Origin of the sequence: Williamsia sterculiae (assembly GCF_900156495.1) — a bacterium.
Taxonomy (GTDB): Bacteria; Actinomycetota; Actinomycetes; order Mycobacteriales; family Mycobacteriaceae; genus Williamsia_B; species Williamsia_B sterculiae.
Window position 1 is genome coordinate 283,314 of sequence record NZ_FTNT01000002.1, and the last position, 20,611, is coordinate 303,924.

Here is a 20,611-nt window from a genome sequence, read left to right on the forward strand (position 1 = left end):
CATCCGGTGTCGGTCGGCGGGGATGTCGAGCGCTGTCAGCCCGCGAGTGCGGTTGACTTGGTCGAGAACTCGCCCGCGGGGACGAACCTGGCCAGCACGTCGTCGGCGGGCTCGCCCGCGACAGCGGTGATGAAGCCGAGCACATCGTCACGGGTCTTCAAGGTGAGCAACGGATTCGGTTCGGACAGCAGCCCGAACAATGCGGACGCGACATCGGTGTTGACCGCGGCGGCGGGGAACGCGAGCTCGAGGTGATCGGCGTAATCCGGGTCACCGAGGAACAGGCGGGTCACCTCAGTGGCTGCGTGTCCTCGTCGCTCCCAGTGCTTCTCGAACTCATCACGCAGCCAGTCTGCGGTGAAGTCTCCATCGTGGGCCGAAGCGGCCTTGACGAGTTCGGCCACCTGGATGAGCGCGTTCTGTGCGCCCTGTCCTGCGACCGGGTCGACGGCGATCGCGGTGTCGCCGATGGCCGCGACGACATGCCCGTTCTCGGTCACACCCACGGCCTCGCGAACGGCAGGGGTCACCGCCCCCTTGATCCAGGAGTGCGGGTCCGACTCGATCGTCTGCAGCTTCTCGACCTCGGCCACGTCGTGCGGGAAGTAGGTGCGGTACAGGTCGAGAAAGGTCTCCCGGGCCGATGCGGCGTCGGTCACCGCTCGGAACTTGTCCGCCCACTCACCGTCTGTCTTCGCGAAGCCGATGAACGACCAGGTCAGTCCCTCGTCCTTGTGCTGGAACGGGCCCAGCCACGCCTCACCGTTCTGCGCGTCGAGGTTGAACAGATCTTGCCGACCGCCGAGTCGATTGCGGTAGTCGAACACGTCGTCGCCCTGGTCGAGTCCCTTGAGGGTGACCTGCAACAACTGGCGCTGTGGGCGGTCGTAGTGGCTGCGTGCGGGGTCGATCGGGAACAGCGAGGAGAGACCGCCCTTTCCGGTGGCGACCAGGGTCAGGTCGTGGTCTGCGGCGATGGCGTCGAGTGCTTGAGCGTCCACCGTGCGGACCTCGAACTTTCCGCCACGATCGAGGAAGCGCCCGATACGGTCGTCGGAGCGCAACCGGACGTCCACCGCCTGGGCCTCGTACCCGAAGTCGGGGTTGAACTGCAGGACGTCGGCACGTTCGTCGCCGTCACCGGAATAGAGGCGGGCGCTGATGCCGGTGGTGTTGCCGTATTGGTAGATGTCCTCGATGATCTGGGCGTCCCATTCGCGTGACTTGCCGAAGAGGACGGCCACCCCGGTGGGGGGCACGTCGTTGCGCAGACTCGCCCGCTCCCGGTCGCTGTAGAGCGTGACGTCGAACCCGGCGTCGAGCAGACCGAGTGCGGCGCTGCTGCCTGCGATTCCGGCGCCGATGACGGCCGCCGAGCGCTGAGATTCGGACATGGTGGTGTTCCTCTCGTTCGAACGCTGGTCGACTGAAGACTGCCGTCGGTCCGCCGGCAGCAGAAGGGTTTGCGGCACGGTGATTCGGACTGCCCGAGTAGCCTGATGCGATGACCGAGGCGGGGAGTGACCGGGCGCGGGTACTCGATGCGGAGGATCCGTTGCACCACCTCGTCGACGAGTTCGTCGCCGGTGGTGATGTGATCGCGTACCTGGACGGCAACTCACTGGGGCGGCCCACGCGGAACACAGCTGGACGGGTACGGGATTTCATCGACGGCGAGTGGGGCGGCCGCCTCATCCGCGGATGGGACGAGTCGTGGTTCGAGCTGCCGCTCACCCTCGGCGACCGGATCGGTGAGGCCGTGGTGGGTGCGGCGCCCGGGCAGACGGTGGTCGGAGACTCCACGACCGTTCTGCTCTACAAGTTGGCGCGGGCCGCATGGGATCTGAACCAGGGACGTACCGAGATCGTCATCGACCGCGACAACTTCCCGACCGATCGCTACCTGATCGAGGGCATCGCCGCGGAGACCGGTGCGACGGTCCGCTGGATCGATGCGGAACCTAGAGGTGGTGTGACCGCCGACGACCTCGACGCCGTGGTGGGGGAGCAGACGGCGTTGGTGGTGCTCAGTCAGGTCGCCTATCGCTCGGGCCATCTGCTGGACGTGCCCGCGGTGGTCGAGGTCTGCCGGCGACACGGTGCGCTGCTGCTCCTCGACATCTGCCACTCCGCCGGGGCGGTGGAGGTGGGTCTGGACGCGTGGGGTGTGGACCTCGCGGTGGGGTGCAGTTACAAGTACCTGAACGGTGGGCCGGGCTCGCCCGCGGTGGCCTACGTGGCCCGGCGTCACCTCGAGCGGATCCGCCCACCGATCTGGGGTTGGATGGGCGCGGCCGCGTCGTTCGAGATGGTGCAGGGCTATACGCCCGCGGCCGGGATTCGTCGCATCCTCAGCGGCACGCCGCCGATCTACGCGATGCTGCCGATGATGGACATGCTCGACCTGATCGAGTCCGCGACGGTGCCGGCGATCCGGGCGAAGTCGGTAACACTGACCGAGTTCGCGATCGATCTGGTCGACGGTCAGCTGGCCGACCTCGGGGTGACGGTGGCGTCGCCGCGGGATCCACGGCGTAGAGGGGGTCACATCACCATCGACCACCCGGCGGCGCAGGCAGCGACCGGTCGGCTGTGGGAGCGAGGGGTGATCCCCGACTTCCGACATCCCAACGGGATCCGCTTGGGGTTCAGCCCGTTGAGTACAACGTTCGGGGAAGTCGCGGTGGGGATCGCCGCGGTGGGTGACGAGTTACGGCGGGCGGCCGAGAGAACGGGAATGTGATGATCAGAGTCACGGTGACCGGCGGTGGGGCGATGACGCTGCGTTCGGTCGTGGTCGGGCATGGCGATCCGACGCGAGTGTGGGTGCACGGCCTGGGTGCTATGGGTGCACCGTATTACTTTGCGGTGCTGCATGAACCACAACTGCGTCACGGTCGGAACATCGTGGTGGATCTCCCGGGCCACGGACTCAGTGACCGGCCCGAGACGTTCGGGTACGAGATCGAGGACCAGGCGGATGCGCTCGCCGAGGTCATCGCCGATGTCGCCGATGGGCCCGTCGAGTTGGTGGCGCACAGCATGGGCGGATCGGTCGCCATCGTGGTCAGCCATCGGCATCCGCACCTCGTACGGTCATTGGTTCTCATCGACCCCAACCTGGACCCGCTCGTCGCGACACGGGGGCACCCCGGCAGCCGTGGTATCGCCGCCTGGACGGAGCGCGATTTCGTCGAGGCATCGGACGGCGAGATCGAGGATCTGGTGGGATCGGCGTGGTGGGCGACGATGCGGCTGGCCTCGAGGGCCGCGTTGCACCGGGCAGCGACGTCGCTCATCCGAGAGCGGGATACATCCTTCCGGTTGCTGCTCGAATGCGTTTCGTGCCCACGGTTACTGGTGTATCCACAGGCCGACGGCGACTACCCGGGAGGTGCGACGCTGACCGACGCCGGCGTCTCGCTGGTCGCGATCCCCGACTGCGGGCATAACGTGATGCTCGACAACCCGTCGGCGCTCGCAGAGGCAGTCGGGGGAGCGCGGTCGTTGGCCTGACACATCACACCGCTGACCGGGTGGGGAGCCAACGGCGCAGCTGAGTGATCGGCGATGAACTGCACGCTCAGCCATCGTCTGTGAGCTGATGTGATTGCTCAACGATGAGGGCTCGACGTCGGGCGGCAAGTGCGGGTTCGAGCACAGCCGAGGGCCCTCCGCCCCGGTGCGTTTGCGCTACTTGTAGAAAGACTTTCGTGGGATGACGTGTTGGCCGCAGATGGTCGAGACGGTTCCACGGGGTCCATCATCAGGTAAGTGGGAGATCACCAGACGCACAACGGGATCAATGGTGGTGTCCTTTGTGTAGAACTGTCACCGATGTCCGGACACATCACACCGGGAATTGTCAGACCCCGTCTCTACGATCGACCTCATGATCGAGAGTCGTTGGGCGGGTGGGTCACCGGCAGCATTCGGGCTGCTCGGTGACGTGTCCGGCGCCCCGGTCAATGATCTGCTTGCGGAGATGGTGCACGCCACGGCGGGGCAGTCGTTTCTGGAGTGGCAGCGGTATCGGGTCGCTGCGGAGTTGGATTCCCAACTGGTGGGCGACGAGGTGCTCACCGACTATCGGATGATTGACTCGACCGCGTTGTGCGCGACTCGTATCGCGACGGTGTTGTCGATCGGTCAGATCGCTGCGGAAGGGTTGTTGGCACGCGCGGTCGCACTCCGGGATCGGTTGCCGCACGTCGCGTTGTGCCTACGCGACGGGAACGTCGCCCCACAGCACATCCGGACGATCGTGTCCCGCACCGACCTGGTTCTCGACGAGGGTGTGGCCGCGACGGTGGACGCCGAGATCGCCGAGTGTCTGCGTCGGAAGGGCTCGTGGTCGGCGAACCGGTTACGCGACATGGTCGACCGGATCGTGTACACCCACGACCCGGATGGTGTGCGCCGACGCCGTGAGGTCGCGAAGGATGCGCGCGCCTTCTGGACGGAGAACGACGCCGACGGCATGGGTGTAGTGGGTGCGTCGATGACTGCGGAGAACACGTTGTTGTTGGCGCAACGGGTGCACGCCGCCGCCGACCACGTCTGCAAGGAAGATCCGCGGACCAAGGCGGCACGCAGGTCGGATGCATTGGTCGCGTTGACCACCGGTATTCCCTGGGAATGTTTGTGTGGTGACCCCGACTGCACCGCCGCCACCGGGTGGGACACCGTCCCCACGGGGCCGGCCACCACGGCGGTGATTCATGTGGTCACCGACCAGTCCACACTCACCTCGGACAAGGATGATCAGCCGGGATTCATGCCCGGGTACGGGGTCATCTCACCCGACCACATCCGTGAATTGACGAAGCGCCCGGACACGATCATCCGACCCGTCCCCACGTGTGCACCGGCGGCCCAGCCCGCAGACCCGTACCGGCCGTCGGCCGCACTCTCACGGTTTCTGTGGATGCGCGATCAGTACTGTGTGTGGCCCGGCTGCGACCAACCCGCCATGCGGTGCGACGCCGATCATGTCACCGAATACGACCATGACAATCCCGAGCAGGGCGGTCAAACCACTCCAGCAGACATGAATTCCAAGTGCCCGTTCCATCATGGGGTGAAAACGTTCACCGAGTTCCTCGACGACCAGACCGTCGCCGAGCACGGGCGCCCGCACACCACGATCACCACCCCCGAAGGGCTCACCGTCGACGGACCCGCCCACACCGGGCACGATCTCCACCCGCAACTCGACCACATCGAGTTCACCGCCCCACCGAACGGGCCACCACCACCGTCACCTGAGGAACCGACCAGACGCCGACCCCGCCTGGCAGACAAACACGCCCGTCGGCGCCACGAACGCGACCGCAACCGTTGCGCACGGGAACATGACGACACGACCGACCCGCCACCGTTCTGATCAGCGCGCTCTACCTGCGCAAACACAGTGCCCCCAGTCGGGCTCGAACCGACACTGGGCGGATTTTAAGTCCGCTGCCTCTGCCAATTGGGCTATGGGGGCCGTACGGGCCCGACCAGAATCTCACGGCACGTCACCGTGCACGACGCCACCTGGGTTGACTCCGCTGTGACGGCCACGCGAGCGCGAAAAGTCAAGAATGGGTAAAGTCGGAACTCGACACGGCCCGCACGCGTTGATGGGTCAGAAGTCCACCACACTGAGTTGAAGGAGCCAACGTGGCCGAGGAGAGAAGTAACCCGGTGATGCGCGGCGTTGTCCGCAGCAACAAGCCGGCCGGTGGCTACGCCGGGTTCGGGAGCGGGATGAACGCTGCCAACCAGGGCGCCGTGTTCAACCAGGCGAATCAGGCCGATCAGTACACCAAGCCGGGTCAGCAGGTCGGCACCCGCCAGCTGACCGTCGACGACGTCGTCGTCAAGACCGCGAGCACCCTGGGTGTGCTCATCGTCTCGGCGATCGTCTCCTACTTCCTGTGCCACCAGAATCTGGCGCTGGCCACCCCGCTGATGATCGTCGGCGCACTGGTCGGCTTCGTGCTGGTGATGGTCGCGTCGTTCGGCCGCAAGCAGGACAACCCGGCCATCGTCCTCGCCTACGCCGTCTTCGAAGGGCTGTTCGTCGGCTCCATCTCGTTCGTGTTCGCGAACCTGATGGTCAAGGACATCTCGGCAGGCATGCTCATCGGCCAGGCGGTACTGGGCACGATCGGTGTGTTCGTGGGCATGCTCGTCGTCTACAAGACCGGCGCCATCCGCGTGACCCCGCGCTTCACCCGCATGATCGTCGCCGGCATCTTCGGCGTCGTGATCCTGGCGCTGGGCAACCTCGTCGTCGGGTTCTTCAACGGCGGTGCGGGCCTGGGCCTGTACAACGGTGGCCCCATCGCGATCATCTTCTCGCTGGTCTGCATCGCGCTGGCGGCGTTCAGCTTCCTGATCGACTTCGACTCGGCGGACCAGCTGATCCGTGCGGGCGCCCCGGCCAAGGCGGCCTGGGGTATCGCCCTCGGCCTGACCGTCACCCTGGTCTGGCTGTACGTGGAGATCCTGCGACTGCTGAGCTACTTCAACAGCAACAACTAGTCCCCGACACACAGCAGCCCCGCACCGGACCGGTGCGGGGCTGCTGTCGTGTCAGGGTCGTATCGACTCAGCTGAGACGTTCGACCACCATCGCCATGCCCTGTCCGCCGCCGACGCACATCGTCTCCAGACCGAACGTCTTGTCGTGGGTCTGCAGATTGTTGAGCAGAGTGGTGGTGATGCGGGCGCCGGTCATGCCGAACGGGTGGCCCAGGGCGATGGCGCCGCCGGACACGTTCAGCTTTTCCTCATCGATGCCGAGTTCGCGGGCCGAGCCCAGGACCTGCACCGCAAACGCCTCGTTGATCTCCACCAGGTCGATGTCCGACAGGCCCAGACCGGTCACGCGCAGCACCTTGCGCACCGCCTCGATCGGACCGAGACCCATGATCTCCGGGGACAATCCGGTCGCCGCGGTCCCGACGATCCGGGCCAGCGGTTGCACACCCAACTCCTTGGCTTTGGTGTCACTCATGATCACCAACGCGGCAGCGCCGTCGTTCAGCGGACAGGCGTTGCCGGCGGTCACGGTGCCGTCGGGGCGGAACACCGGCTTGAGTTGTGACACCTTCTCGTAGGTGGTGCCTGGACGCGGTCCATCGTCGGTGCTGACCTTGGTGCCGTCGGGCAGGGTGATGGGATCGATCTCGCGCTCGTAGAAGCCGGCCTTGATCGCGTCCTCGGCGCGGTTCTGCGACCGCACCGCCCAGTGGTCCTGGTCCTCGCGCGAGATTCCGGTCAGCGAGGCCACGTTCTCCGCGGTCTGACCCATCGGGATGTAGGCGTCGGGCATCAGGTCCCGTTCACGCGGATCGGTCCACGGCGGGGCGCCACCCTCGGTGGCCGCGGCGGTCCGCGCCTGCGCCTCGTCGAACACGGGGTTGTTGGTGCCCGGCCAACCGTCGGCGCTACCGCGGGCGAAGCTGGACACGCTCTCCACACCCGCCGAGATGAACACATCACCCTCGCCGGCCTTGATCGCGTGCAGCGCCATCCGTGTGGTCTGCAGCGACGAGGAGCAGTAGCGGTTCACCGTCACCCCGGGAACGTGGTCGAGCCCGAGCTCGACGGCCACGACGCGCGCGATGTTGAAACCGCCCTCACCTGCGGGCTGGCCGCATCCCAGATGGATGTCCTCGATGTCGCGGACGTCGAGCGCGGGAACCTTGCCCAGCGCGGTCGCGACCATCTGCCGGGCGAGCTCGTCGGGGCGGACGTCGCGCAGCGAGCCCTTCCCGGCTCGGCCGATGGGGGATCGTGCGGTCGCGACGATGACTGCCTCTGTCATGGCTGGGTACTCCTTGCTGGTGCGGATTCGCGGTCGTTGTGGGCGGGGGCGCGGGTGAACCGTTTACGCAGTCGCGTCACCCAGCGGCTGTCGTCGATGAGATCCGAGGTGATCGGAGGCTGGGGTAGTGGTTGCTCTCCCCACGCGCCGATCGCAGCCAGCGTGTCCGGCAACAGGGTGTCGGCCGCGGCCTCGTATCCCACCGCGGAGGGGTGATAATTGTCGGCGCTGAACATCCGCTCGGGAGCGGCCCGGAACTGGTCGGCGAGCAGTTCGGCCAGCGGAACCGGTCGCCCGCCGTGGGTCCGCACCTGCTGTGACTGCGCCGCGGCCAGTCGCAGGCTGTACTGCCGGATCACCGCGCGCAGGGGTTGCGGGATCGCGGTGACCACGCCCAGGTCGGGGCAGGTGCCCACGACCACCGCGCATCCGGCCTCGTGCAGACGGGCGACAGCGTCACCGAGCCTGCGCGCCGACGGGCGGATGTGGTGCAGGGCGGTGACGTCGTTGGCTCCGACCAGGATCAGCGCGACGTCGGGTCGGGGTCCGGCGACGAGCATCGCGTCGACCTGGCCCTCCAGACCGCGGGAGGTTGCTCCGACGATCGCCTTGGTGCTCAGGCGCACCCGCTGCTCGAGGTGGTCGGCGAGCTTGCGTGCCAGCTGAGCTCCGGGCGTGAGCGTGGGGAGATCGACGCCGAGTCCGGCCGCGGTCGAATCGCCGAACACCATGAGGTGGATGTCGGCGGACGTCGTGCGCGAGACCGGTGACGGACCGATACCACCGGGTTCGTAGAGGCCGTCGCCGTTGGGGGCGTTGTCGGTGCGGTGCGGGATGACCGAGCGGGCCGCACGAGCCTGTCCGGTGAGAAAATTCCAGGCAGCCCAGCCCGCTCCGGCCGACCCCGCCGCAGCGGCTGCTCCGGCCACGGCGCCCTGGGCCAGCCGACGACGGGATGCACGCACGACACCAACACTAGTCAACGACCAAACCTGCCCGCGGGAGGTCGCCGACGCCATCGTCTGTGATCATGGAGGTATGCGCATCGCTAATCACGTCGTCGACCTCGTGGGAGACACCCCGCTGGTCAAGATCAACTCCGTGGTGAAGCCGAACAGTGGGTTGCTCGCCGCCAAGATCGAGTACCTCAACCCCGGCGGGAGTTCCAAGGACCGTATCGCGGTGAAGATGGTCGACGCCGCGGAGGCGTCCGGGGCGCTGAAGCCCGGCGGGACCATCGTCGAGCCCACGTCCGGCAACACCGGGGTCGGATTGGCCCTGGTCGCGCAGCAGCGTGGTTACAAGTGCATCTTCGTCTGTCCCGACAAGGTGGGTGAGGAAAAGCGCAACGTACTGCGGGCCTACGGCGCCGAGGTGGTGGTGTGCCCGACGTCGGTCGAACCGGAGAATCCGGCGAGCTATTACAACGTCTCCGATCGTCTGGTCGAGGAGATCGACGGCGGCTGGAAACCCGACCAGTATTCGAACCCCGCCGGTCCGGAGAGTCACTACGAGACCACCGGACCGGAGATCTGGCGCGACACCGAGGGCAAGATCACCCACTTCGTCGCAGGAGTGGGTACCGGCGGCACCATCAGCGGCACCGGCCGCTACCTCAAGGAGGTGTCCGGTGGGCGGGTCAAGGTGATCGGCGCCGACCCCGAGGGTTCGGTCTACTCCGGTGGCACCGGTCGGCCCTACCTGGTGGAAGGCGTGGGTGAGGACTTCTGGCCCACCGCGTACGACCCCGAGGTCGCCGACGAGATCATCGCGGTCTCCGACGCCGACTCCTTCGAGATGACTCGTCGGCTGGCCCGCGAGGAGGGACTACTGGTCGGCGGCTCCTGCGGTATGGCGATGGTGGCCGCGTTGCAGGTCGCCGAACGCGAGGGTCCGGACGCGGTGGTCGTGGTGTTGTTACCCGACGGTGGGCGCGGATACATGGCCAAGATCTTCAACGACGACTGGATGCGGTCGTACGGATTCCTGCGCAGCCCGCTGGACGGCAAGGCGCGGGATGAGCCGTTGGTGGGGGAGGTGCTCCGCGGCAAGTCCGGCGCGCTGCCCGACCTCGTGCACACGCACCCGCAGGAGACGTTGCGCGACGCGATCGAGATCCTGCGTGAGTACGGGGTATCGCAGATGCCGGTGGTCAATGCCGAACCGCCGATCGTGGCCGGTGAGGTAGCGGGTGCGGTCTCCGAACGCGAACTGCTCAGTGCGGTCTTCGAGGGTCGCGCCAACCTCGCCGACCCGGTGTCGGCGCACATGGGTGAACCGTTCCCACTCATCGGATCTCAGGAGCCCATCGATGCGGCCACCAAGGCGCTGGCCGAGACCGACGCGCTGATGGTGGTCGAGGACGGCAAACCCATCGGCGTCATCACCCGCCCCGACCTGCTGGCATTCGTCAGCTCCACATCCTGAGGAGGTCCGATGACCGACGACAGCGACACCACACTCGGATTCGCCACCCGGGCCATCCACGCCGGATATGAGCCCGACCCGCAGACCGGTGCGGTCAACGTCCCGATCTACGCCAGTTCCACCTTTGCCCAGGACGGCGTGGGTGGAATGCGTGACGGATTCGAATACGCCCGCACCGGCAATCCCACCCGCCGGGCGCTCGAGGCCAACCTCGCCGCGATCGAGGGCGGCCGCCATGGGCGTGCCTTCGCCTCGGGTATGGCCGCCACCGATGCGATCCTGCGGGCCGCACTGCGACCGGGTGATCACCTGGTCATCCCCGACGACGCGTACGGCGGCACGTTCCGACTGATCGACAAGGTGTTCACCGCCTGGGGAATCGACTACTCCGTTGCCCCGGTCTCCGACGTCGACGCCGTCCGTGCGGCGATCACCCCGAAGACCAAGCTCCTCTGGGTGGAGACCCCCACCAATCCGCTGCTGAACATCGGTGACATCGCCGCGCTGGCCGAGGTCGCTCACGAGGCGGGGACGAAGCTGTTGGTGGACAACACCTTCGCGTCGCCATATCTGCAACAGCCGTTGGCCCTGGGTGCCGACATCGTGCTGCATTCCACCACCAAGTATCTCGGTGGGCACTCCGACGTCGTCGGCGGCGCATTGATCGTCGACGACGAACAACTCGATGCCGACATCGCCTTCCTGCAGAATGGTGCCGGTGCGGTACCCGGGACCTTCGACGGGTTCCTGACCCTGCGGGGGATCAAGACGCTGGGCGTGCGCATGGACAAGCACAGCGACAACGCCGAGGCGCTGGTCGAGATGCTCACCTCGCACCCGAAAATCGAGTCGGTGCTGTACCCGGGGTTGGCGGGCCATCCGAACCACGAGGTGGCCGCCAGGCAGATGTCCCGATTCGGCGGCATGGTGTCGGTGCTGGTGGCGGGTGGCTTCGAAGCTGCCCGTGACTTCTGCGCACGGACCGAGATCTTCACCCTCGCAGAGTCATTGGGTGGGGTGGAGTCGTTGATCGAGTTGCCCGGCGCGATGACGCACGCCTCCACGGCGGGATCGCTGTTGGAGGTCCCGGCCAACATGGTCCGGTTGTCGGTGGGCATCGAGGACGCCGACGATCTGATCGCCGATCTGAAGAACGCACTCGGCTGAACCATCGGACCGCGTGTCGGTCCTCTGCACCGTGTCCCGTGTTCGGATTACAGTTCGCCCATGGTGATCACCGAGGAGCGCATCGAGCAGGCCCTGCGGACACTGGCTCCGGTGATGCGCCGCACCCCGATGGTCGCGTCGCGGGCGCTGTCCGACAGCTGTGGCCACGACGTGTGGCTGAAATGCGAGAATCTGCAACGCACCGGGTCGTTCAAGCCGCGTGGCGCGTATCTGCGGATCGCGGGCCTGTCCGACGAGCAGCGTGCCCGCGGGGTGGTGGCGGCGAGCGCAGGTAATCACGCGCAGGGCGTGGCCTGGTCGGCCACGACACTCGGTATCGCGTCCCGGGTCTACATGCCCATCGGCGCGTCGTTACCCAAGATCGCGGCGACGCGCGCCTACGGGGCCGAGGTGGTACTCGAGGGTGAGTACATCGACGAAAGCCTCACTGCGGCACATGTATACGCGGAAGAGACCGGCGCCGAGCTGATTCACCCATTCGACCACGAGGACATCGTGACCGGGCAGGCGACGGTGGGAGTGGAGATCTGCGACCAGATGCCCGCCGTGGGGACGGTGCTGGTCCCGCTCGGAGGCGGTGGACTTCTCGCGGGGGTGGCGACCGCGATCAAGCTGCGGCGACCGGAGGTTCGGGTGATCGGTGTGCAGGCGGCGGAGGCAGCAGCCTGGCCGGCCTCGCTGGATGCCGGTGCGCCGGTCAAACTCGCCACGATGAACACGATGGCCGACGGTATCGCGGTCGCGATGCCGGGAGCCGTGCCGTTCGCGCAGGTGAGCGAACTCGTCGACGAGGTGGTCACGGTCAGCGAGGACGCCATCAGCCGAGCCCTGCTGTTGCTGCTCGAACGGGCCAAACTGATCGTCGAACCCGCCGGTGCGACCGCGGTGGCCGCGTTGATGGAGCACACCGATCTACGCCTCGACGGCCAGGTGTGTGCGGTGCTGTCCGGCGGTAACGTCGATCCGTTGTTGTTGACCCACATCACCACTCACGGTCTGCAGGCCGCGGGGCGGTATCTGACGGTGTCGGTGAACGTGCCCGACCGACCGGGTGGACTGTCGGCACTGCTGGAACTGTTGCGTGACCAGGGGGCCAGCGTGGTGGACGTCATCCACTCGCGGGTGGCCGGTGAGCTGCGTCTCGGTGAGGTGCAGGTGACGGTGAGTCTGGAGACCCGTGGCCCCGAACACCAGGTGGCGCTGCGCAGAGCCTTGGTCGACGCCGGTTACCTCGCCGGCGAGTGAGACGCGCTGAGCCTGACGGCGTCCGTCAGGCGGCGGCGAGCGCGGCCGTTGCCCGCAGCAGATTGCCCGGGTCGACGATCATGGCCACGGGTCCGAGGTGATCGCCGACGCGCTCGATGGCCTCGTCGATCTGGGCGTCGTCGGTGGGGTCGACGACGGCAACCCACGTCCGGTGTCGGTGGTGGGCCAACATGGGCACCACGGTCTTCACACTCCTGCCGATCAGGGCAACCGGATGCCCTGCCGCCCAGTACTTCTCGGCTACCCGCCGGGAACGTTCGGTGTCGTCCATCACCACGAGGATCACATCTGTGTTGTTCATGAACCCATCTCACCGTGACGGTCTGTGTCGGCAGTGGACGGTGGCTGTGAGCTTGGTGTGGGTGGTTGCGTCGCAAGCACCGCGCAGAGATGCACCGGCCGCGGACGACGTGATGTCGTCCGCGGCCGGTGCGTGAAACCGTTCGACCGGGTCAGCTGTGATACGGCTCGGCGCTGACCAGCGTGACCTTGATCAGGGCGCCGGACGGCACCGTGTACTCACGGGTGTCGCCGACCTTGGCGTCGATGAGGGCGCTGCCCAGCGGTGAACTCGGGGAGTACACCTCGAGCGTCTCCTCCGACGCGCCCTCTTCTCGGGTCGCGATCAGGAAGGTCTCGGTGTCGCTCTCGTCGCCGTCGTAGTAGACCTTGACCACGGAGCCGGGCAGTGCGACGCCCGACTGGGTGGGTGCCTCGCCGACCTTCGCGTTGTTGAGCAGTTCCTGCAGCTGGCGGATTCGCGCCTCCTGCTGACCCTGTTCTTCGCGGGCCGCGTGATAGCCGCCGTTCTCCTTGAGGTCGCCCTCTTCGCGACGTTCGTTGATCTCGGCGGCGATGACCGGTCGATTGGCGATGAGGGAGTCGAGTTCCCCCTTCAGGCGATCATGAGACTCCTGGGTAAGCCAGGTAACCTGCGTGTCGGTCATCGCGTCACTCCTTCTGGTCGTCCGCGCGTGGGTGAACGGACGGACTGCTAAATACAGCAACACGGCCCCTCGCGGAACCGTGCGTTGGTCCAGAGTAGCAGCACCGGTGAGATCCGGACCACTGAATACATCGGGTACGTCCGTGCCGCATGGTTGGTCGCTGCAGGTCAGGACCGTGCTTCCAGGGCCTCACGATAGGTCGGTTCGGCTCGCTTGAGCCAACCGCAGACGAGATACGTCAACGGCATCACCGCGATCTCCACCAGGCACTTCCAGACGAATCCCACCACCACGTAGTTGGTGAAGTCGCTCGCGGTGCTGATGCCGAGCGCGCTCGCCGCGATGGAGCAGAACACCAGGGTGTCGAAGAACTCGCCGACGACCGTCGAGCCCAGTAGTCGGGCCCAGAGTCGGCGCTCACCGGACCGCGCCTTCATCTTCACCAGGACGAACGAATTGAGGAATTCACCGACGACGTAACCGCCCAGACCTGCGGCCAGGAACTGCGGCACCACACCCGCGACGGCCTTGAAGGCGTCCTGGTTCTCGTAGAAGTCGGCGGCGGGCAGGTGGATGGTCGCCCAGAAGCACAACGAGGCGATCACCAGCACCGCGAACCCGCTGACGATGGTTCGGCGCATCGCTCGGAATCCGTAGACCTCGCTGATCACGTCGCCGAGCACGTAGGCCAATGGGAAGAGATAGAAGGCACCGTCGGTGACCAGACCGTGCACGGAGATCGGACCCAGGTCGAGATCGAGGCTGGGGAACAGCAGGACCCCCTTGGTGCCGGTGATGTTGCTGATCATCATCACGCCGACGAAGAGGGCCACGAGCATGCCGAAGTAGGGGGTGGCGATGGTGGCGAAGGCGGGGCCGCGTACCGCGGCGGGGGAAGGAGTGGATGTCGGGGCCGCTGTGGAGGTCTGCGCCGATCCCGCGGGAGCAACTCCCTGCTGCGAGACCGGCTGCCCAGACCCTGTCGGATCGTTCCGGGTGTTGTTTGTCATGGATGCCCACCCTAGAACCCGATGTGACCGGCGCCGAGGTCAGTGCAGCTCAGGAGCCCTTCAGATAGTCCGGGACGTTCACCGTGCAACCGAACACCTCGCCGACGGCGGGCGGGGCGGACGTGTACACACGCGAACGTGCACCCACCTGCTGGTCGGTGCCCGCGGGGATCAGCACCTCTCGTCGACCGGTTTCCGATCCGTCCTTCGATCGCGCCCGCACGATGCAGGACACCGCCTGATGCGGGTCGTTGCGGGTCACGGTGAACTGCACGTCGACCGTGGAGGAGTCGATGATGTCGTATCCGGTGGCCGAGCCGGACACATCCGGATCCGCGAATTTGGTGTAGCCGACATAGGCGATCAGCACACCGGCGACGAGCACCACCACCGAGGCCAGCAGGAACCATCGGCGGCGGCTCTGCGGCGGACGCTCGTCGGGATAGCGCCCAGCGGGTAGCGAGGCCTCCCGTTTCGCGCTGGTCATGACTTCATACCTACCATGAGGTGGAACACCGGAAAGAAAGCGAGCTATACGTGAGCCGATTGCGCCTCATGGCTGTGCATGCGCACCCCGATGACGAATCGAGCAAGGGCGCGGCCACCATGGCGAAGTACGCGGCCGAGGGCAACGACGTGCTGGTGGTCACGCTGACCGGCGGCGAACGTGGCGACATCCTCAACCCGGCCATGGACCTGCCCGGCATCAAGGAACGGATGCCGGAGGTCCGCGAGGAGGAGATGGCGAAGGCAGCGGCAGCGCTGGGGGTGCAGCAGACGTGGCTCGGCTTCGTCGACTCCGGTCTGCCGGAGGGCGATCCGTTGCCGCCGCTGCCCGCGGGATCGTTTGCGACGGTCCCCCTCGACGAGGCGGTCGAGGCGCTCGTGCGGGTGGTTCGATCGTTTCGGCCGCACGTCATGATCACCTACGACGAGCACGGTGGTTATCCGCATCCCGACCACATCCGCGACCACGAGGTGTCGATGGCCGCTTTCGACGCGGCAGGGGATCCGGAGCGGTTCCCCGACGCCGGCGACCCGTGGACCCCGCTGAAGATCTACTACGTACATGGATTCGTACGCGCCCGCATGCAGTTGCTGGCCGACGAGTTCACCAAGCAGGGGATCGAGAACCCCTACAAGGAGTGGCTGGATCGTTGGAAGGACCGTGATGATCTCATGGCCCGCGTCACCACGCAGATCAGCTGCGGTGAATACTTCCCGCAACGGGACGAGGCGCTACGGGCGCATGCCACCCAGATCGATCCCAACGGTGTGTTCTTCGCGGTACCGATGGAGTGGCAGCAGCGTCTCTGGCCGACCGAGGAGTACGAGTTGGCGAAGACCCGGGTGAAGACGACGTTGCCGGAGCACGATCTGTTCGCCGGTATCGACGGCGACGAATGACGGCCGTGTCCACCGTGACCCTCGCGGCAGGTGAGGTGCTGGCCAAGGACCCGCAGGGGCCCGAGTTCGGCAAGGCGTCGCCACTGGGCCTGCTCATCGTGCTGGTGTTGCTGGCAGGCACCGTGTTCCTCATCTGGTCCATGAACCGGCAGCTGCGCAAACTGCCGAAGACCTTCGATCCGGATCACCCCGGGCCCGACCAGCAGGCCGACGAGGGGACGGACCAGGGTGGGACCGGCGCGGAACCGCACGCATCCGACGATCCCCCCGCATCGGATGCCCGCACACCGGGTGCGCACAAGGCGGGTCCGTCCACACCGGCCGACTGAGCGCGCCCTCCGGGGCGCCGTACGCCGAGCGACCATGCCGCGCCCAGCCCGTGCCACCATGGAGAGATGAGTCGAGTGGGCGCGAACCGACTGGCCGACTCCCGGTCCCCGTACCTGCGCCAGCACGCCGAGAACCCGGTGCACTGGCAGGAATGGAGCCCCGAGGCACTGGCCGAGGCCGTTGATCGGGACGTCCCGATCCTGTTGTCGGTCGGGTACGCCGCCTGTCATTGGTGTCATGTGATGGCGCACGAGTCGTTCGAGGATCCGGCCATCGCCGAGATCATGAACCGCGACTTCGTCTGCATCAAGGTCGACCGTGAGGAACGGCCCGACATCGACGCGATCTACATGACCGCCACCGTCGCCATGACCGGTCAGGGTGGCTGGCCGATGACGTGCCTCCTCACTCCCGCGGGCGAGCCGTTCTACTGCGGCACCTATTTCCCGCCGACTCCGCACGGTGGTATGCCGTCGTTCGGCCAGCTGCTGGCGGCCATCACCGAGACCTGGGCCACCCGCCGCGACGAGGTCGACGAGGTCGGCGCCGCGCTGCGCGACCAGCTCGCCGCCAACGCCAAGGCCCTGCCCGACAGCGGGGTCACCGTCGACGCCGACCTGCTCGACCACGCGGACACGGCGATCCTGGCCGACGAGGACCGCACCGCAGGCGGTTTCGGCGGTGCGCCCAAGTTCCCGCCGTCGGCACTGCTCGAAGGCCTGCTCCGTGGATGGGAGCGCACCGGCGCCGGCGCCGTGCTCGACGCGGTACGCCGCACCTGTTCGGCAATGTCCCGCGGCGGGATCCACGATCAGCTCGGCGGCGGCTTCGCCCGGTACGCCGTGGACAACCGCTGGGTGGTACCGCATTTCGAGAAAATGCTGTACGACAACGCGCAGCTGCTGCGTACGTACGCGCACCTCGCACGAGTCACGGACGACGCCGACGCACTGCGGGTGACCGAGGGGATCGTCGATTTTCTGGTGCGCGACCTACGGGTAGGCGGCGGGTTCGCGTCGTCGTTGGACGCCGACACCGACGGGGTGGAGGGGCTGACCTACGTCTGGACCCCGGATCAGCTCGTCGAGGTGCTGGGGGCCGACGACGGACGCTGGGCTGCCCAGGTGTTCACCGTGACCGAGGACGGGACGTTCGAGCACGGCGCGTCGGTCCTGCAGGTGCTCGCCGACCCCGACGACGCTGAACGCCTGCGATCGGTGACCGAACGACTGTTCACCGCGCGCATGCGGCGGCCGCAACCCGGTCGCGACGACAAGGTGGTCACCGCGTGGAATGCCATGACCATCACCGCGCTCGCCGAGGCGGGCGCCGGGCTGTCCCGACCGGAGTGGATCGAGCTCGCCGCCTGGTGCGCCACCGCCATCCTGGACACCCACCTGGTCGACGGGGTCCTCCGGCGGTCGTCGTTGGGCGGGGTGGTCGGCGAACCGGCCGCGGCCCTCGACGACCACGCCGCCCTGGTCACCGCACTGCTCACCCTGCATCAGGTGACCGGTGCGACCATCTGGCGCCACACCGCACTCGAACTGCTCGACGCCACCGTCGACACATTCGCCGACCCGGACGCGCCCGGGTCCTGGTACGACAGCCCCGTGTCCGATCTCATCGCCCGGCCCCGGGATCCCGTCGACAACGCCACCCCGTCCGGGGCGTCGCTGCTGGCCGAGGCGTTGCTCGTGGCCTCGACGCTCGCGCCCGTGTCCGACGCGGAACGTTACGCCGAACTCGCCGACCTCACGCTGAACCGGTCGGCGGTGGTGTTGGCCCGGTTGGCGCGGTCGGCGGGGCACTGGCTGGCGGTCGCGGAGGCGCGGGTCGCCGGTCCGCTGCAGATCGCGGTGTCGGAGACCGTCGACAGCGACGGCAGCCTTGCCCGGGCGGCTCGCAGGAGCGCACCGGGCGGCACGGTCATCGTCGACGGCGCCGCCGACTCGGTGCCGCTGCTCGACGGCCGCGGAACCGTCGACGGGATGGACGCCGCCTACGTCTGCCGGGGTGCGGTATGCGGGTTGCCGGTCACCGACGACCGCGCGCTCACGTCTACACTCACCTCTCGCTGACGGACGGGCCGCGGCTCACCACGGTCGCCAATCGGTCCACGGCCCAGTCGATCTCGTCGTGGGTGATCACCAGTGGTGGTGCGAATCGCAGCGTGGAGCCGTGGGTGTCCTTCGCCAACACGCCTTCCGCGGCCAACCGTAGGCAGATCTCCTTGCCGGTACCCGCCGACGGGTCCACGTCCACACCGGCCCACAGCCCGAGTCCGCGGACCGCGGTGACCCCGTGGCCGATCAGGCCGCCGAGCCGTTCGTGCAGATGCGCCCCGAGGTCGGCGGCGCGGCGCTGCCACGACCCGTCGGCGAGCATCCCGACCACGGTCTGGCCCACGGCCGCGGCCAACGGGTTCCCGCCGAAGGTGGAGCCGTGTTGACCCGGTTGCAGCACCCCGAGCACCGAGCGGTCGGCCACCACCGCCGACACGGGGATCACTCCGCCACCCAGCGCCTTGCCCAGGGTGATCATGTCGGGCATCACATCCCAGTGCTGTACGGCAAGCGTGTGTCCGGTGCGGCCGAGACCCGACTGGATCTCGTCGCAGATCATCAGTGCACTGTGCGCGTCACAGAGCCGTCGGATCCCGGGCAGGTAACCGTCCGTCGGGACCACGACACCGGCCTCACCCTGGACGGGTTCGACGAGGACGGCGACCACGGTGTCGTCCATGGCGGCGGCGATCGCGTCCACGTCGCCGTAGGGGACCGACCGAAATCCCGGTGTGAACGGGCCGAAACCGTCGCGCGCCTCGGGATCGTCGGAGAAGCTGACGATGCTGATGGTGCGGCCGTGGAAGTTCCCGCCCGCCACGATGATGGTGGCCGCACCGTCGGGAACACCTTTGCGTTCGTACCCCCACTTGCGCGCCACCTTCAGTGCGGACTCCACCGCCTCGGCACCGGTGTTCATCGGCAGCACCATCTGCTTGCCGCACAGCGCGGCGAGATCCGCGCAGAACGGTCTGAGGCGATCGGAGTGGAAGGCGCGACTGGTCAGCGTGAGACGGGACAATTGGTCGGTGACCGCGGCGAGCACGGTCGGGTTCCGGTGACCGAAGTTGACCGCCGAGTACGCGGCGAGGCAGTCGAGGTACCGGTCACCGTCGACGTCGGTGATCCACGCTCCCTCCGCGCTGTGCGCCACCACCGGCAGCGGGGAGTAGTTGTGCGCCACCGGGTCATGGTCCGACCGATCGGTGACGGGTGGAGCGTGTCGCAGTTCGAGCGTGCAGCACTTCACGCCGCCACCACCCTTGAGCAGCTCCGACAGGTCCACCGTGATCGGCCGGAATCCGGCCGCGGCGAGGGACAGTGCGAGATCCGGTGCGGCGTCGGTCATCACCACGTGCAGACCGTCGGAGACGAAGTTCAGTCCCAGCACCGCGGCGTCCTCGGCGCCGACCAGCACCGCATCCGGGAACAGCGCGGCGAGGGCATCCTGCGACGCGGGGGAGAAGGCGGCCGGGTGGTAGGCGATGGTGTCGTCGTCGAGCACGCCGAGGGCGGTGTCGAGATGGTAGAAGACCGGATCGACCAACTCGAGGGTGATCACCTCCATCCCGGTGAGGTGGGCGATCTCGGCGTGGGTGTCGCGGTGTGTCCGGAAACCGGTGCCCGCCAGGATCCGGTCACCCACCACCAGCAGGTCGCCTTCACCTTCGTTGGGCAGCGTGGTGTGCCCCACATCGCGATACCCCTGACCGGTGAACCAGTCGGCGTAGGCCGGACCCTCGGCGGCTCGCTGGGGGTGGGTGAACTGCGCCGCGACCACCGTGTTCTCGGTGACGAGGCCGCCGTTGGCGGCGTAGACCATGTCGGGCAGACCGGGCTGGGGGTCGACGGTCAGCACGGCGTGACCCAGCGAGAGATAGATGTCGCGCAGCGTGTTCCATTGCGCCAGAGCGCGATCGGTGTCCACCGGGACGCCGGGGTGCATCCACGGATTGATCGCGTAGGTCACCGCGAAGTGGGTCGGCGGGGTCATCGCGTACCGGCGTGAGCGTGCGGTCCGGATGGTGTGCGGGGCGGGAGCGGCGTCTGTGATCGTCACGACTCGACGCTAGAGGCGCCTATGCTCGCAATCAATCTCCGGATGTTGCGCATATGATGACGATATGTTGTGCATATATCCGTCAAACCACG

Annotated in this window: 18 protein-coding genes and 1 tRNA gene; 10 read left to right on the plus strand and 9 right to left on the minus strand. The window is 67.2% G+C overall.

Translation table 11 applies throughout. The features are described from left to right. Positions 1-35: 35 nt before the first annotated feature. Positions 36-1,394 carry a styrene monooxygenase/indole monooxygenase family protein gene (locus BW971_RS04140; protein WP_076477382.1) on the minus strand — a complete coding sequence of 453 codons (1,359 nt, stop codon included), beginning with the start codon at positions 1,392-1,394 and terminating at the stop codon, positions 36-38. A 110-nt stretch (positions 1,395-1,504) separates the two neighbouring features. Here BW971_RS04140 and BW971_RS04145 point away from each other — a divergent pair, with 110 nt between their 5' ends. From BW971_RS04145 to BW971_RS04155, 3 genes are all read left to right on the plus strand, one after another. Further along, entirely contained in the window at positions 1,505-2,743 is a 1,239-nt protein-coding gene (locus BW971_RS04145; RefSeq protein WP_076476827.1) for a kynureninase, read from the plus strand. 32 nt (positions 2,744-2,775) lie between these two features. Next, positions 2,776-3,516 (plus strand): alpha/beta fold hydrolase, encoded by a 741-nt coding sequence (locus BW971_RS04150; RefSeq protein WP_234974225.1) that lies wholly within the window; start codon positions 2,776-2,778, stop codon positions 3,514-3,516. Between the two features lie 376 nt (positions 3,517-3,892). After that, entirely contained in the window at positions 3,893-5,386 is a 1,494-nt protein-coding gene (locus BW971_RS04155) for a DUF222 domain-containing protein (RefSeq protein WP_076476830.1), read from the plus strand. 28 nt (positions 5,387-5,414) lie between these two features. Here BW971_RS04155 and BW971_RS04160 read toward each other — a convergent pair. Continuing rightward, positions 5,415-5,488 (minus strand) — tRNA-Leu (locus BW971_RS04160). Positions 5,489-5,691: 203 nt separating this feature from the next. Between BW971_RS04160 and BW971_RS04165 the strand changes: the two genes are divergently transcribed. Then, a complete protein-coding gene (locus BW971_RS04165; RefSeq protein WP_076476832.1) occupies positions 5,692-6,531 on the plus strand; it encodes a Bax inhibitor-1/YccA family protein in 840 nt (279 codons plus the stop codon). Between the two features lie 67 nt (positions 6,532-6,598). Here the strand turns inward: BW971_RS04165 and BW971_RS04170 are convergent, their stop codons facing one another. Together BW971_RS04170 and BW971_RS04175 are read right to left on the minus strand one after the other, a co-directional pair. Beyond that, positions 6,599-7,819, minus strand: coding sequence for an acetyl-CoA C-acetyltransferase (locus tag BW971_RS04170; protein ID WP_076476833.1), 1,221 nt, complete (start codon positions 7,817-7,819; stop codon positions 6,599-6,601). After that, a complete protein-coding gene (locus BW971_RS04175) occupies positions 7,816-8,838 on the minus strand; it encodes an SGNH/GDSL hydrolase family protein (RefSeq protein ID WP_083709264.1) in 1,023 nt (340 codons plus the stop codon). The genes BW971_RS04170 and BW971_RS04175 overlap by 4 nt, the downstream gene beginning before the upstream one ends. Positions 8,839-8,857: 19 nt before the next feature. On the opposite strand from BW971_RS04175, the gene BW971_RS04180 reads away from it, so the two are divergent. Genes BW971_RS04180 through ilvA form a run of 3 tightly spaced genes read left to right on the plus strand, consistent with a single transcriptional unit; the run spans position 8,858 to position 12,679 of the window. After that, positions 8,858-10,246: a cystathionine beta-synthase gene (locus BW971_RS04180; RefSeq protein WP_076476836.1), complete on the plus strand. Its 1,389-nt coding sequence runs from the start codon at positions 8,858-8,860 to the stop codon at positions 10,244-10,246. Positions 10,247-10,255: 9 nt separating this feature from the next. Then, positions 10,256-11,413: a cystathionine gamma-synthase gene (locus BW971_RS04185; RefSeq protein ID WP_076476838.1), complete on the plus strand. Its 1,158-nt coding sequence runs from the start codon at positions 10,256-10,258 to the stop codon at positions 11,411-11,413. A gap of 60 nt (positions 11,414-11,473) precedes the next feature. After that, a complete protein-coding gene (ilvA, locus tag BW971_RS04190) occupies positions 11,474-12,679 on the plus strand; it encodes a threonine ammonia-lyase (protein WP_076476840.1) in 1,206 nt (401 codons plus the stop codon). A 25-nt stretch (positions 12,680-12,704) separates the two neighbouring features. Here ilvA and BW971_RS04195 read toward each other — a convergent pair whose 3' ends face one another. The 4 genes from BW971_RS04195 to BW971_RS04210 all read right to left on the minus strand — a co-directional run bounded on the left by BW971_RS04195 (position 12,705) and on the right by BW971_RS04210 (position 15,144). After that, complete coding sequence (locus BW971_RS04195; protein ID WP_076476842.1) at positions 12,705-13,001, minus strand: Rossmann-fold NAD(P)-binding domain-containing protein; 297 nt, start codon at positions 12,999-13,001, stop codon at positions 12,705-12,707. Between the two features lie 151 nt (positions 13,002-13,152). Next, entirely contained in the window at positions 13,153-13,647 is a 495-nt protein-coding gene (gene greA / locus BW971_RS04200; protein ID WP_076476844.1) for a transcription elongation factor GreA, read from the minus strand. A 167-nt stretch (positions 13,648-13,814) separates the two neighbouring features. Beyond that, on the minus strand, positions 13,815-14,486 hold the full coding sequence (locus BW971_RS04205) for a queuosine precursor transporter (RefSeq protein ID WP_234974252.1): 672 nt from the start codon (positions 14,484-14,486) through the stop codon (positions 13,815-13,817). A gap of 220 nt (positions 14,487-14,706) precedes the next feature. Continuing rightward, positions 14,707-15,144: a DUF4307 domain-containing protein gene (locus tag BW971_RS04210; RefSeq protein ID WP_076476846.1), complete on the minus strand. Its 438-nt coding sequence runs from the start codon at positions 15,142-15,144 to the stop codon at positions 14,707-14,709. Between the two features lie 68 nt (positions 15,145-15,212). Between BW971_RS04210 and mca the strand changes: the two genes are divergently transcribed. The 3 genes from mca (at position 15,213) to BW971_RS04225 (ending at position 18,475) form a co-directional block, all read left to right on the plus strand. Further along, positions 15,213-16,064 (plus strand): mycothiol conjugate amidase Mca, encoded by an 852-nt coding sequence (gene mca / locus BW971_RS04215; RefSeq protein WP_076476866.1) that lies wholly within the window; start codon positions 15,213-15,215, stop codon positions 16,062-16,064. After that, positions 16,061-16,393, plus strand: coding sequence for a hypothetical protein (locus tag BW971_RS04220; protein ID WP_076476868.1), 333 nt, complete (start codon positions 16,061-16,063; stop codon positions 16,391-16,393). Before mca ends, BW971_RS04220 begins: the two co-directional genes overlap by 4 nt. Positions 16,394-16,459: 66 nt before the next feature. Next, on the plus strand, positions 16,460-18,475 hold the full coding sequence (locus BW971_RS04225) for a thioredoxin domain-containing protein (RefSeq protein ID WP_076476873.1): 2,016 nt from the start codon (positions 16,460-16,462) through the stop codon (positions 18,473-18,475). On the opposite strand, the gene rocD is transcribed toward BW971_RS04225, so the two are convergent. Further along, positions 18,462-20,519 carry an ornithine--oxo-acid transaminase gene (gene rocD / locus BW971_RS04230; protein ID WP_076476875.1) on the minus strand — a complete coding sequence of 686 codons (2,058 nt, stop codon included), beginning with the start codon at positions 20,517-20,519 and terminating at the stop codon, positions 18,462-18,464. The genes BW971_RS04225 and rocD overlap by 14 nt on opposite strands. Positions 20,520-20,611: the final 92 nt, after the last annotated feature.

Coding starts and splice junctions, on each gene's coding strand:
- BW971_RS04225 (WP_076476873.1), top strand. CDS start 16,460: ATGAGTCGAGTGGGCGCGAACCGACTGGCCGACTCCCGGTCCCCGTAC.
- mca (WP_076476866.1), top strand. CDS start 15,213: ATGGCTGTGCATGCGCACCCCGATGACGAATCGAGCAAGGGCGCGGCC.
- BW971_RS04205 (WP_234974252.1), bottom strand. CDS start 14,486: ATGCTCGTGGCCCTCTTCGTCGGCGTGATGATGATCAGCAACATCACC.
- BW971_RS04220 (WP_076476868.1), top strand. CDS start 16,061: ATGACGGCCGTGTCCACCGTGACCCTCGCGGCAGGTGAGGTGCTGGCC.
- BW971_RS04145 (WP_076476827.1), top strand. CDS start 1,505: ATGACCGAGGCGGGGAGTGACCGGGCGCGGGTACTCGATGCGGAGGAT.
- BW971_RS04165 (WP_076476832.1), top strand. CDS start 5,692: ATGCGCGGCGTTGTCCGCAGCAACAAGCCGGCCGGTGGCTACGCCGGG.
- BW971_RS04210 (WP_076476846.1), bottom strand. CDS start 15,144: ATGACCAGCGCGAAACGGGAGGCCTCGCTACCCGCTGGGCGCTATCCC.
- BW971_RS04150 (WP_234974225.1), top strand. CDS start 2,776: ATGACGCTGCGTTCGGTCGTGGTCGGGCATGGCGATCCGACGCGAGTG.
- greA (WP_076476844.1), bottom strand. CDS start 13,647: ATGACCGACACGCAGGTTACCTGGCTTACCCAGGAGTCTCATGATCGC.
- BW971_RS04195 (WP_076476842.1), bottom strand. CDS start 13,001: ATGAACAACACAGATGTGATCCTCGTGGTGATGGACGACACCGAACGT.
- BW971_RS04185 (WP_076476838.1), top strand. CDS start 10,256: ATGACCGACGACAGCGACACCACACTCGGATTCGCCACCCGGGCCATC.
- BW971_RS04155 (WP_076476830.1), top strand. CDS start 3,893: ATGATCGAGAGTCGTTGGGCGGGTGGGTCACCGGCAGCATTCGGGCTG.
- BW971_RS04175 (WP_083709264.1), bottom strand. CDS start 8,838: ATGGCGTCGGCGACCTCCCGCGGGCAGGTTTGGTCGTTGACTAGTGTT.
- BW971_RS04180 (WP_076476836.1), top strand. CDS start 8,858: ATGCGCATCGCTAATCACGTCGTCGACCTCGTGGGAGACACCCCGCTG.
- ilvA (WP_076476840.1), top strand. CDS start 11,474: ATGGTGATCACCGAGGAGCGCATCGAGCAGGCCCTGCGGACACTGGCT.
- BW971_RS04140 (WP_076477382.1), bottom strand. CDS start 1,394: ATGTCCGAATCTCAGCGCTCGGCGGCCGTCATCGGCGCCGGAATCGCA.
- BW971_RS04170 (WP_076476833.1), bottom strand. CDS start 7,819: ATGACAGAGGCAGTCATCGTCGCGACCGCACGATCCCCCATCGGCCGA.